This window comes from Moorena bouillonii PNG (genome assembly GCF_001942495.1).
GTDB lineage: Bacteria > Cyanobacteriota > Cyanobacteriia > Cyanobacteriales > Coleofasciculaceae > Moorena > Moorena bouillonii.
Map to the genome: position 1 here is coordinate 5465263 of NZ_MKZS01000001.1, position 12645 is coordinate 5477907.

Annotated in this window: 13 protein-coding genes; 4 read left to right on the forward strand and 9 right to left on the reverse strand. The window is 43.7% G+C overall.

Going from position 1 to position 12645, the window contains the following annotated elements:
- Positions 1-107 precede the first annotated feature (107 nt).
- Positions 108-305, forward strand: coding sequence for a hypothetical protein (locus BJP37_RS37160; RefSeq protein WP_143727740.1), 198 nt, complete (start codon positions 108-110; stop codon positions 303-305).
- Between the two features lie 448 nt (positions 306-753).
- Here the strand turns inward: BJP37_RS37160 and BJP37_RS22235 are convergent, their stop codons facing one another.
- From BJP37_RS22235 to BJP37_RS22240, 3 genes are all read right to left on the reverse strand, one after another.
- On the reverse strand, positions 754-1422 hold the full coding sequence (locus tag BJP37_RS22235; protein ID WP_293066428.1) for a WecB/TagA/CpsF family glycosyltransferase: 669 nt from the start codon (positions 1420-1422) through the stop codon (positions 754-756).
- A complete protein-coding gene (locus BJP37_RS42790; protein ID WP_229415409.1) occupies positions 1423-1644 on the reverse strand; it encodes a hypothetical protein in 222 nt (73 codons plus the stop codon). It lies immediately after the preceding gene.
- Positions 1645-1983: 339 nt separating this feature from the next.
- On the reverse strand, positions 1984-2364 hold the full coding sequence (locus BJP37_RS22240; RefSeq protein ID WP_075902042.1) for an EamA family transporter: 381 nt from the start codon (positions 2362-2364) through the stop codon (positions 1984-1986).
- A 135-nt stretch (positions 2365-2499) separates the two neighbouring features.
- On the opposite strand from BJP37_RS22240, the gene BJP37_RS22245 reads away from it, so the two are divergent.
- Both BJP37_RS22245 and obgE read left to right on the forward strand, forming a co-directional pair.
- Positions 2500-3201, forward strand: a complete 702-nt coding sequence (locus tag BJP37_RS22245; RefSeq protein ID WP_075902044.1) for a Mo-dependent nitrogenase C-terminal domain-containing protein — start codon at positions 2500-2502, stop codon at positions 3199-3201.
- Between the two features lie 146 nt (positions 3202-3347).
- A complete protein-coding gene (obgE, locus tag BJP37_RS22250; protein ID WP_075902046.1) occupies positions 3348-4397 on the forward strand; it encodes a GTPase ObgE in 1050 nt (349 codons plus the stop codon).
- Positions 4398-4429: 32 nt separating this feature from the next.
- On the opposite strand, the gene BJP37_RS22255 is transcribed toward obgE, so the two are convergent.
- From BJP37_RS22255 to BJP37_RS22270, 3 genes are all read right to left on the reverse strand, one after another.
- Complete coding sequence (locus tag BJP37_RS22255; protein ID WP_075902048.1) at positions 4430-5899, reverse strand: serine hydrolase; 1470 nt, start codon at positions 5897-5899, stop codon at positions 4430-4432.
- Between the two features lie 232 nt (positions 5900-6131).
- On the reverse strand, positions 6132-6926 hold the full coding sequence (locus BJP37_RS22260; RefSeq protein WP_075902050.1) for an RNA methyltransferase: 795 nt from the start codon (positions 6924-6926) through the stop codon (positions 6132-6134).
- A gap of 295 nt (positions 6927-7221) precedes the next feature.
- Positions 7222-8499: a DUF6745 domain-containing protein gene (locus BJP37_RS22270; RefSeq protein ID WP_229415410.1), complete on the reverse strand. Its 1278-nt coding sequence runs from the start codon at positions 8497-8499 to the stop codon at positions 7222-7224.
- A 418-nt stretch (positions 8500-8917) separates the two neighbouring features.
- Between BJP37_RS22270 and BJP37_RS22275 the strand changes: the two genes are divergently transcribed.
- Entirely contained in the window at positions 8918-10564 is a 1647-nt protein-coding gene (locus BJP37_RS22275; RefSeq protein ID WP_075902054.1) for an ABC transporter substrate-binding protein, read from the forward strand.
- Here the strand turns inward: BJP37_RS22275 and BJP37_RS22280 are convergent.
- From BJP37_RS22280 to BJP37_RS22290, 3 genes are all read right to left on the reverse strand, one after another.
- Positions 10561-10779, reverse strand: coding sequence for a hypothetical protein (locus BJP37_RS22280; RefSeq protein WP_070394319.1), 219 nt, complete (start codon positions 10777-10779; stop codon positions 10561-10563). The genes BJP37_RS22275 and BJP37_RS22280 overlap by 4 nt on opposite strands.
- A 171-nt stretch (positions 10780-10950) precedes the next feature.
- Positions 10951-12126, reverse strand: a complete 1176-nt coding sequence (gene mltA / locus BJP37_RS22285; RefSeq protein ID WP_075902056.1) for a murein transglycosylase A — start codon at positions 12124-12126, stop codon at positions 10951-10953.
- Between the two features lie 54 nt (positions 12127-12180).
- Positions 12181-12432, reverse strand: a complete 252-nt coding sequence (locus BJP37_RS22290; RefSeq protein ID WP_075902058.1) for a hypothetical protein — start codon at positions 12430-12432, stop codon at positions 12181-12183.
- Between the last annotated feature and the right edge of the window lie 213 nt (positions 12433-12645).

Sequence of the window (12645 nt, forward strand, 5' to 3'; positions counted from 1 at the left end):
GCTCGCGATTGCAAATCTCTCTAACCTAAATTATTGGGTTTGCAGACACGCCCTAGCATTGACAAGAGTAATTAGAAAACGGGCAATAAAAGCATTGCCCTGGCTAAGTGAGAAATCTCAGACTATCTAATGACAGAATTCCCATTAGTGGAGAAAAAGTAACACTATTACTCTCAACCATAAAAATTATCGATCATGAAAGCAGTGTCTTTGTGGAAACTCCAAAACTCTCTCCCGATCTTGGAAGGTTGGTGAATTACCTCTGTGGTGTCTATACAATTGGGATACAACTATACACCACATAAGACCCCCAGCTTGGCCGCAGGCTGACTGGGGGAATGCTGCCAAGGTATTCACAGCATTTTGCCTATGTCAATAGTGATCAGTGAACCGACACTCTCAAATACCGAAATATACCTGAAAGATACCAAGTGTTTTGTAAAGGTCAAGGGTAGCTAATGGGCAAGTGATACTAAGTTAGGCTCAAAGATAGTATCTTTCTCAAAAGGTGATGGGGTGATGGGATGATGGAGTGATGGGGTGATGAGGTGATGGGGTGATGGGGTGATGGGATGAAAGTGCTAACTATGAATGCAACTTAGTATCACTTGGTATGAATCACGATCATGGTGGTCTTGCACCATGACTGAGACAAAATTAATTTTAATTTTATTAAAATTAATTTTATCAGTTATTCTGAGTTTACTGACTAGAACTCGCTAACAGCTGCAGATCAGGTGCATCCTGATTTTGCTAGTTCATTCCCTGAGGTAATGGTGAAAGAAGGCTGACAGGCTCGCCTAAACTGTGTTTTTGTCCATTTAGCATGTACCCCTTCTTCTCTACTCTCAAAGGTTGTGCATAAAATTTAGCTAGAGCAAGTTGAAAGAAAAAGGCTGGATTACCGAGTAAGTAGCGAGCTGCCAGACGTTTGGGTTCACGGGATAAACGATAAAGCCACTCTCCACCAAGATTGGAAATAAATTCTGGACAGTCAGGAACCAAACCTGCCAATCGGTCGATCACTGCACCACAAGGCATGAACACATTGACATTAAGACGACTACGATGCTGCCAAATCCATTTTTCTTGAATTGGCATACCCATGCCTACCAATAAAATATTAGGTTTTGTGTGGTTAATTTTATTAATTATCTCTTGATTTTGGCTGGGGTCTTCTTTATCACAATATCCGTGGTGACCATTGACAATAATATTGGGGTATTGTTGTCTAAGGTTAGTAAGGGCTGTTTCTAGATGCTTAGGCTTTGACCCCAGCAGAAAAATTAACAAGCTATTTTGGTTAACATTCTCCAGCAATTTTGGCAGTAATAGTGTGTAATAAGCGCGGTATTTTAGTGATAAATTGTACCCCATAAACTTAAGGGCTTTTAAGATACCCATACCGTCACAATGGGCGATTTATGCACTTTGGATAAATTCATAAAACCAGGGTAGCTGCATCGAAAGATTAAAACTATGTACGTTATAGTTAGCTACGGTTATTTTTCTGTCTTCAACGCAAGCGGCATGAATGGCATCTACAATCCTAGGGACGGTTACACAAGATATTCTACGCTCTAGCAAATGTACATTAATAGCAGGTAAATAATCTAATTCATTCAGTTGATTTTTTCTGGCCATTGCCGTAATAGTTAGAGTAGTGATTATTTACAGTATTGCTACCGGCTGTCCGCGATCGCGTTTTCATGATGTCCAAATTATGAATAAGTTATGTGTGTCGATCACAAGTAGGACTTACCCAGGTTATCGAGAAATTAAGGTTTTAGCCAATAGGGAACTTCGGCTCTGGAAAGAACCGGCAATAGGGAATTACAGCAGTTTTACAGATCTGATTTTACAGATCTGAGTGGGTCAGTCTTGAGGAGGTAAAAGGCTTGTATGCTTGGATGGTATCCCCCCATTACCCCCCTAAAAAAGCCGGGTACACAAGAGGCTTACATCCATGGTCTTGACAAATGACTAATTACTAACTGATTTTTTCCAAATTACCAACATTACACCGCAGATAATCAAACCCAACCCCACGCCACGGCTAACGGGGATGGTTTCCTTAAAGAAAAAATAGCCCATCAGTACGGAGAAGACGTAAGTCAAGGATACTGATGGACCAGCAACGCTGAGATTTACCCGCGTCAGCAACAAAATGTATGCCAGTGCCCCTAAACCATAACAACTTAGCCCTGCTATAATTTCTGGGGTCTTGGGTATACTGAATATCTGATCTAGCCAATTGCTAGCGTTAACTTTATCCAGCTTTTCGGCTCCAGTTTTGAGCAAGAACTGTCCAATAGCACTGGTTAGGACTGACATTAAGAAAAGACTAAATTCTGCTAGAGTCACGAATATCTGAGAATTACAATTGGTCGATACTTCTTAATCCGATTGCTATTTTGATGTTATAGGCTTCAAGCTTCAGGAGCTTAAGTTATTGTGATTGCTCCTAAAATAGTGTTAGGAGATTGATTTTAAGTATTTATGGCTATTTCCAGCTCTGCTACCTACACCGAAGAACAAATTTCAGCTTGGCTGCGGGGTTTATTTGCCGTTGCCTGGGCTGATGGTCACTTTGACCCAGAAGAACAAGAGGTTATGGCTCAAATCACCCAAGAGAAATTGGCTCCTGGCACTGATTTGCAGTCTTTTGATAAACCCATTACTCCTGAAGAACTAGCAGCAGCTTTAGGTAAGGATAACACAACGGCAGAGAATTTTCTACGAACTGCCGTAATGGTAGCCTTGGCAGATGGGGTGTACTCTGCGACTGAAGCTGATGTTCTACACCAGTTCTGTGAAGCGCTAGGTCATAAGGTTGAGGCTCTTGAATCACTGCAGGTAACTCTTTATGACGGTAAGGCAACTGAGCAAAGCGATTCTGCTGATGCCTTAGCTCAAGAACCAGGAAGTTCTGACCATCCCCATTCGGATATTCTACAGCCAATGCGGGATTGGTTAGATGGTATGGATGTTAATGACCCACGGGTCGCTCGATTTATGTGTAAACTGATTCCTTCTCAGTGTCCGTTTGAACGGGACGTGAAGCTATTTAATCACAAAATCGTCCACATCCCACCGATGTGTAAGCTTAATCCTCTCTATGATCAGTTAGTCGGCTTGCGCTTCCGGGCTTTATCTTATTTAGCCGATGATTGTGGTGAAGATGTTTCAGCATATTTATAAGTGGTGATTGGTGATTGGTGATTAGTCATTAGTCATTAGTCATTGGTCATTAGTAGTTAGATTAATTAAGGGGAATCGGTTCAACTGACTGATGTCAAGAAAACACTAAGGACTAAGACCTAAGCACTAAGGACTAAAAACTAATTATGCAATTTATCGACCAAGCAGAAATTGAAGTTGTCGCTGGTAACGGGGGCGATGGAATTGTGGCGTTTCGGCGGGAAAAGTATGTTCCTGCTGGAGGACCGGCGGGGGGTAATGGTGGTCGGGGGGGTAGCGTGATTTTCAATGCTATCGAGCACCTGCAAACATTGCTAGATTTCAAATACGCCCATTGCTTTCGAGCTGAGAATGGGGGTCGGGGAGGCCCTAATAATCGGACGGGAAAAAATGGTAGCGATCGCATTATTGAAGTTCCCTGTGGCACGGTTGTCTACAATGCTGACACAGGAGAACTGCTGGGGGATTTGGTGAAACCTCGGCAAATGCTGTGTGTTGCCAAAGGTGGTAAAGGAGGTTTGGGAAATCGGCATTTCCTGAGTAATCACAATCGCGCACCAGAGCATGCTTTACCTGGACTACCAGGAGAGCAACTCAGGTTACGCTTGGAGTTGAAGTTACTGGCGGAGGTGGGCATTATTGGTCTACCTAATGCTGGTAAGTCTACTCTGATTTCAGCACTCTCAGCGGCACGACCCAAGATAGCCAATTACCCCTTTACCACTTTGATTCCGAATTTAGGTGTGGTTCGTAAACCAACTGGGGATGGTACTGTATTTGCTGACATTCCTGGGTTGATTGCTGGAGCTCATCAAGGTATTGGTCTGGGTCACGACTTCCTACGTCATATCGAACGCACTCGGTTGTTACTGCATTTGATTGATATTACTGCTGCTGACCCGATTGCTGATTATCAAACCATTCAACAGGAGTTACAAGCCTATGGCAGAGAATTGCCAGAACGTCCCCAAATTCTTGCCCTTAATAAGGTAGATGCGGTTGATCAAGACATGATCGATGAGGTGTCTACTTACCTAAATCAGCTTACTCAGGTACCAGTTTTTTCAATTTCAGCTGTTGCTAAAATCGGCTTGGATGCTTTGTTATCGAAAATCTGGCAATCTCTAGATCAGTTGTCAGTAGCAGATTGCTCAAAGGCAGCACTCAACCTTCAACAGTCAACTCTCAAGGTTTAACCGGTAATTAATAAATAACTAATTATAAATGGCTAATTATTCAAGTAGTCATAGGCTTGTCGAGAAATGGTGCGAATCAGTTTTTCGGCACTGGCATCATTAAAGGGGCGTTTGACCATTACGCTGATAATGTAACGCTTGCCGTTGGGCATTTTTACCAAACCTACATCGGCCAGTAGTCGGCCAAGGGTGCCAGTTTTGTGGGCAATGGTGGCACCATTACCTAGTCCTTGGGGTAATAGTGTGTTGGTCTTAGTTTGGATCATGATATCGATCAGGTCAGTACGAGATTGGGGAGAAATCCACTTACCTTGCTCAAGGTGAAAAATCAAACTAGCCAGTTCTCTTGGGCTAGTGGTGTTTGTTCCTGGCAAATCTGGTAGGGGGTTGCGCAGTACAGTTTTTTTCAAACCCCAAGAGCGGAATCGTTGATTGAGAACTTCAATGCCACCAAGACGTTCAATCAGCATATTCGTAGCAGTGTTATCACTAATGGTGATCATCTTGGTTGCTACTTCCAGAGCTTTGTACTGTTTGCCTGGTTTTTGATATTGCATGTTTCCAGAACCACCAGCAATCATCTCTGGTTTCATGGTTATATATTCATCTAAGAAAACTTTGCCTGCATCTACATCCTGAAAGAAAGCAATTAGAATTGGTAACTTAATGGTGCTAGCAGCAGGAAAAATCAGACGGCTATTTGATTCTAGGAAAGCACCGGTATCGAGATCATGGATGAAGATTCCGGGTTGCAATTGGGGGTGTTGCTTTACTAGAGTTTGAATTTGTTTTTGTAAGGGAGATTTGTTGAGCAGCAGGGGTTTCAATTGAGAACTAATTGTCTGACTCAAAGTCTGCTGGACTTCAATGGGAGCATTGTCTGTGGTTTTGGTAGATGGTTGGCTAGCAGTACCCAAGCTCGATAATACGGTACCTGCGATCGCTCCGAGACCAATTCCCACAATCAGCAAACGGATAATCAAAATCCATAGCCTGGTAGAGGAGTTTTCGGAACGGCGCTCTCGGCGAGTTCTCCGAATTTGTACAGATTGGTGATTGGGGGTTGGGAGGGGTAGTCTAGCTTTTAGTTGGCTTGTTTTGGAGGATTTAGGGGATAAATCAGCAACTAATTGTGGCTGAGGACGTTGCCGAATTGGATTACGAGAATTGGTTATGGTGGGCAAGGATGAGGACGCTCGTGTAGCAAAGGGATTGAGTCTTCTACGAAGGTTTGGTAACTGGGGTGTTCGGTATGCTACCCTCAGCTGGGATTGACTGGAGGGAATTGTAGAAGAGTTTGGTGAACGGGATAGACGAGCACGGGTACGCGGGGTAGGTGGCGGAGTTGACCGAGATTTATGTGATTTTGCGGATGAGCTTTGGCGGCGCGCTTTCTGTTTTGGTTGGGATTTGGAGGGTTTAATCTCCTTAGTTTGTGGCTGTTTACTAAGGTGGCGACGCGGGCGGCGGCGGGAGGAGGTTGGTTTCTGTTGTTTTTCCACTGCTGAATCTTAGGCTGAGGTTTACCAGATACATAAAACCCGAAACAATCTGCTAGTTCTCGGAATTTTCTGAGTATGGTCTAATGATAAGGGAGAGAACTTTAATGGATGTAGCGCTATCAAGCTTCCCTTTCAGTTTTTCTTGAGTCTTCCGATTACAGAGTTTTGATCTAGTACCAACAGTTGAAGCGCCCATCTATCACACCTCCAATACAACCTATGCAAGCCTATTTTAGGACTGGTTTGGTTTTGATGGATCATCTACCCCAGACTTTGGTAAAAATTGTAGCGCCCATTCTACCTGGCGGAGCATTCCTCTGAGCATGTTGATCTCTTCTGTGGTGGGGGTTGCTCGGTTTAATAGACGTCGCAGCTTTTCCATCCGTGCTGCTTTGGTATGGGGATAAAGATAACCAATGTTCAATAATAAGGCTTCTAGATGGTTAGAGTAGCGTTCTATCTGGTCCAAAGGAGCAGCATCTTGGTAAGAGGGAATGGGGGATAAGGGTTGACTTGGGACTGGTGATGGCTGCTGTGTACTTTGATAAAGTTGATATTGATAAAGTTCATAACAGCAAACTGTTACGGCTTGGGCTAGGTTTAAGACTGGATAGGTGGAACTAGTGGGAATCCGGACAAACCGCTGAGCATGATTGAGTTCATCATTGCTCAATCCCCTAGATTCAGGGCCAAAAATCAGGGCAGAGGTTACGCCAGCTGACAATAACCAGGGTAAGGCGGTTCTGGGATGTTCGAGAGTAGTGGGGATGGCGCGGCTACGAGCAGTGGTTGCAATCGCTCTTTGACACCCGACTAAGGCATCTGGTATTGTTGCTACGACTTGGGCTTTTTCTAAGATATCTACCCCATGCACTGCCATCTGCTGTGCTTCTTGGCTGAGATGGTCACACTGAGGATTCACTAGCACCAGCTGCGATAACCCCATATTTTTCATCACTCGCGCTACAGAACCCACATTCAATGGACCAGCGGGTTCTACTAAAACAATCCTGACTCCCATAAACATTTTCAAGGTTTAAGAAGGTTGTTCTTGCCCAGGCCTCCCTTGTCGTGTAGGTTGAAAGTCACCCTTCCAGCACAAAACAGTTGCACCATTTGTGCAAGTTCAGGACTTACCCAAAACTGGGCAACAAACACGCTGATGGTATAGGGTGCGTTATTAAGGCACCCTACAGGTAGAGTCGCTGCTTCAGTCCTGGTTCCTCTTGTCCCTGCTGATGGGGAAGCGACTGCATCAAGACATGGTGCTATCTTTGAGGGCAACTTTGGTATTCACCACTTGATATTAACCTGAGTTGGACTCAAGTCTGGACTAAAAATTCCTCTGGATCAGTATCCCAATTTACCCAGCGAATTGCCTCACGGGCTGATTCTACATCAGGCGGCACTCGCATAATGTGAACAAAGTTGGTGCTAGGACAAGTCATCTTGAGTAGAAAAATTGGCTCTATATCGATATCGTTATTAATTTTTAATAGGGTGTATTCTTGCCAGGAATCCAATCGCTGTGCTTCTAGGTCTTGGCAAATTCGGGCGTAACCAATTCCTTCAATGAGGACTCGCCTAAGTTCAGCGTTGGGTTCTTCTAAAAGCCATTCAGCTTGCCACTGGTTGGGGTTGACTGTCCCGTATTTTTCTGGTATAATCACGCCGTGATAGGAGTATAAGCTGAAACCATCAGCAAATTCCATGGCTGGCTGTCCTTCTCTATGAAGGCGGTGTTGAGTGTCAAATGAGAGCTTGGTTGGGCGATCGCAAACGAAGCAGATGTTTTCAAATGGGAACATCCAACTACAGTGTTTGACTAGGGATTGGAATATTTCCCATGTGGTTTGATGGTGAGGGCAATTTAAGACGGAAATATAAAAGTCAAACCGACTACTGTCAATACTCCAGTATAAGGGTGACATGAATAGTCTCAATTCAGTCCCAAGTTGTTCAACTACTTGCAAGCCCAGTCGAATTCGCTGTTGACTAACTGTTGAGGTATCTAGTTCATATAACAATTGGTTTTGTAATTGCCTGTGTAGTTGGGTTCCCATGGAAGTGTCCAAGGGTTGCCACAGTTTCTCTTCAAGTTGACGGCTAATCCGTTTAATGTTAAGCTTTCGCCCGAGTTGGTAGAGTAGCTCTTGTTGGAGTTCTTTGCCGAGTTGGGTGTTGAGATGTTGCCGTAGTTGATTGATTAATTGACTCTCCAGTCTTGGCTGGAGTTGACTCTTTAGTTGGCTGTCAATGTGTTGCTGGAGTTGGTTCAGGATAATTTGAAAAAAATCGTAAGGGCTATCACAAAAAACAATATCTGGTACTGGTTTGCCAATGGCTGTATAGGCAGCGTTTACGGCTAATGTTGCTTCGTGACGATCAATTGCTCCAGTCAATAAAGATAAGTTATGCCACTTTTCTTGATAAATTGGGATTAAAGTTTCTTGCTCTGGGGTAAGATTTTTTATATTGGGTTGCCACATATCGCCATACCTGTGTTTGATATTCCCATTAAATCCCGATTTGAGAATAGTGCTGAGTGCTGAGTGCTGAGTGCTGAGTGCTGAGTTTAGTAAGTGGGGGAGTGTTTTCATCCAACGGTAGTTAGCTAGGAGTTATGGGATCTAATTAGTTATTCAAGTTAAGCTGGCTGTTTTTACACTAAAGTATGTTTTTTTGTAACAATTATTCACAAATTAGGTCAGCTGTCAGCTGTCAGGTATCAGCTATCAGCTATCAGCTTGTTTTTGACTACTTAGGATTGAGGATTAAATAATCTGGATATTCGGTACCTTTTATGCTAAAATGACAGATTACATTAAATAAACCTACTACGTTATATAGCTTTGATATTTTGATAATTTATTTTTTATGCTAAATTAGCATACTAATTACGGAAGAACCCCCCTCTAGATCAATCATCACTGTATTCTAAAACGCTATATTTTTTGCAAGGAGTTATAAGATAGCTACGATAAGAAATTACTCGTCGCTAATCACAATTACCAAAGCATGAACTGGTTTCCCCTATCCCGCAAACACTGTTCAACTACCAAATTCCTAGCTTTATTCCTCTGTAGCTGCTTCCTAATTATTAGTTGTGGTGGTTCTCCTAGCAATCAACAGACAGGTTCCTCAAGCAGCAGTAACAGTAATAGACTCACCATTGGTACTACCCTAAAACCCAGAACTCTCGATCCAGCCGATGCCTACGAACTAGCAGCTAGTAATATCCATTACAGCTTAGGCGATCGCCTTTATACCTACAAGCTGGGTACCTCAGAATTAGTGCCACAACTGGCAACTGCTATGCCTACCATCAGCAAGGATGGCTTAACTTACACCATTCCCCTACGCCAAGGTGTAGTCTTTCATGATAACACCCCATTTAACGCTGAAGCCATGGCATTTTCCTTGCGTCGGTTTATCGAAAATGGTGGCAAGCCCTCTTCTCTTTTGGAAGGTTTGGTAGATTCGATTGAACCCTCTGGAGAATACGAACTGACGATTAAACTCAAAAATCCCTTCGCTGCTTTTCCAGCACTGTTAGCTTTTTCTGGAACCTGTGCTGTTTCCCCCAATGCCTATGAAATTGGTAGTGGTAAATTTGAACCGACCAAATTTGTAGGCACTGGTCCTTATAAACTAGTTAAGTTTAGTCCTAATGGGATACGCCTAGATGTGTTTGAAGACTATTGGGGTAAAAAACCCCCCAATCAGGGATTAAATGTTCAAATCCTCACCAATTCCGCTAATTTATTCAATTCCATCAAAACTGGTGCTGTAGACATTGGTTATCAAAGTTTAGATCCCGATCAAATCCTCAGTTTGCAAAAAGGAGCAGCATCTGGGGGTTGGCAAGTCATAGAATCTCCCAGCAATAATATTAACTACATGGTGCTCAATACTCAGATGGCACCGTTGGATAAACCAGAAGTCAGACAAGCGATCGCTGCGATTGTTAATCGTAAACTGATCAACGAACGGGTGCTAAGAAACCAAGCTGCACCAGCCTTTAGTATCATTCCAACTAGCTTTGATGTCTCCAAACCAACCTTCAAAGACGCCTACGGTGACGGTAATATTGCCAAAGCCAAAGAGCTGCTAGCCAAAGCGGGATTTACTAAAGACAATCCGTTGACATTAGAAATTTGGTATTCCTCAGGTTCAGCAACCCGACAACAACTTGCGAGTCTTCTCAAAGAATATGCTGCCCAGGAACTTGGGGGGATTGTGGAAATCCAGCCCCAAACTGTCGAGTCAGCGAATTTCTTTGGCAATCTAGGTAAGGGAGTTTATCAGAGTGCCTTAGTCGATTGGTATCCTGACTTTTCTGACCCCGATAACTTTATTCAGCCTTTAGTTAGTTGTACTAAAGGTTCCGAAGGGAAAGGGTGTGAAGCTGGAGCCAGTCGCTCTCAGGGATCCTTTTACTATAGCGATCGCATGAATAAACTGATTCAGCAACAGCGTCAGGAATCAGATCCAGCCGCCCGAAAGCAGATTTTTGCTGAGATCCAAGAACTTTTAGCAAAGGATGTACCCTTAATACCGTTATGGCAACCAAAGGAATATGCTTTTGCCCAGTCAGGCTTAAAGAATGTCCAGTTAGACCCAATTCAACAATTGCCACTGTGGGAGATTGATAAGGGAAATTAGGTTAACGGGCTGCCCCCGTGCTTTAAGCCGGGGGAAAGTTCACCCCCCCAAAGTTCTACTTCTGTTGGATTGACAAAATCTTCATTAACTGGTAGGTTTTGGTTAAAAGCAATATTAATAGGAATAAAGCCAAGTACAAAAGAACTGAAAAACATCACAGCAACCACATCAAGCTGACTGAAATAATTTTGGTTTGACCCTTGAGAACCACTCATATTGACCTACCTCGTTTTTTTAGCCTTTATTCTCAGTTTCAACGGGTAATGTAGGCGATCAGGTGTGTTTTAGAGGAAATTTTTATGTATAATTTTATGTATAGTTTGATAGTTAAAGTTTTTTTTTATAGTTCAAGTTTATAGTTAAAGCTTGAGCACTATTTTGTGGTCTTAATTTTTCAGCAACAAATAGTACAACTCTCCTGTATCATTAATCAGCCCTGCCCGATTACCTGCCAATTTACCAGTACCCATAAATATATCCACTCGACCCGGCCCTTTAATCGCACTACCAGTATCCTGATCCAACACATAGCGACTGACCAGCCTAGATTCCAACTGACCCACAGCATTGGGATAAGGAATACTAGTTTGGATAAGGGCCAAGGCTCCTGGAGGCATGATAGATTTATCCGTAGCAATCGAGCGCTCAGCCATTACTGGCAAACCAAGACTACCGGTAGCAGGTGCCCCCCTGGTTTCCCGAAAGAACACAAAACTTTTATTGCGGGGTAAATATTGACTCAGTTCCGTCGGTGAAGTGCGGAAATAATCGATCACCGCAGGCAGGGTAAGTCCTTCTAGCTCCATCTTGCCATCGTTAACCAGTTGTCCCCCGATACTAGTGTAGGGATGACTCGTCTTACCGGCATAGCCCACGCTCATCAAGGTGCCATCCGGCATTCTAACTCGCGCTGAACCCTGAACGTGAATCAAAAACGCCTCTAAGCGATCGCGTAACCAAACTAGTTCTTTCCCTCGTAGTGGGCTATTTTTCCCTAAACCATCCCATCCTTCCAATGCCGCACGGGTTGGGTGAGGTTTTTGCCAACGTTGGAAATCAGAAGGTAGTCGGTAAAGGGGATAGCGATACTCAGCACTAGGTGTGCGACTCCCAGCATACACTGGCTCAAAATAACCCGTGAACCCAACAGTTCCCTGATTGTCCTTCCCCACACTCTTGTAAAAGACAAACTCTTGTTGGATAGCAGTTTGCAACGCTTGAGGAGTAGGGGACTTGATCAGCAGTTGCCGAAAACGGACTAGAGAACGACGGACGCGATCGCGAGTTACTCCTGGTACGGAATAGTTTTGGTAAGCTTTAGCCGCACTAGGGGTTTTCAGATAACGCAAGCTATTGTCTATCGCCCTCAACATCACTCGCCAGTCCCCTGACTGACCACCAGGACGCTTCCAAAGCTGTTCATCTAAACCCAATGGATCCTGATTGAACTGAACAGTCTCTGGTTGAACCGCTTCCAGCGGAACACTAGCAACTGCAGCACCACTAATCGCTAGGAGGGCTATTCCTATAGTCAGGGAAATCCGAGTTAGAGTTTTTCTCATACTTGCCAAGAATTCAATCACCAGCTATTGCCCAGTCAAAGCAGTCAAGCTGTATTAAAAACGTTCGACGCTACCAGAGAAAATAGGTTCCACCCGCATAGCAGTGATACGAGCAGGACGTACAACCATGTACTCCCCTTGAACATTTTTAATGGGTACGCTAATGAAGTCTTCAGAGTTAGATTTTGGGATAAGTTCGCCACTATACCACTTTTGAAACTCTTTAATTGTGGCAAACCGTACTTCTTCCCGGTGACCACTTGACAAAAGAATGTGAACAGCGTACTCGTCTGGGGTTCTTGGCATAGAAAATTCTCCTTAATCCATCCCAACTATTATCAGCGACCTTGAAGGGGAAGGCAAAAAGTCAAAGGACAAAGGTCAAAGAGATTCCCAATACACCAAATCCCCTTACACGTCCTTTGTCCTTTATCCACCAGTCTTGCTTGACATTCACAGACTACTTAGGGCGTGTCTGCAAACTGCTATACTGAAGTAAAATGATTCAGGTATTGTGAT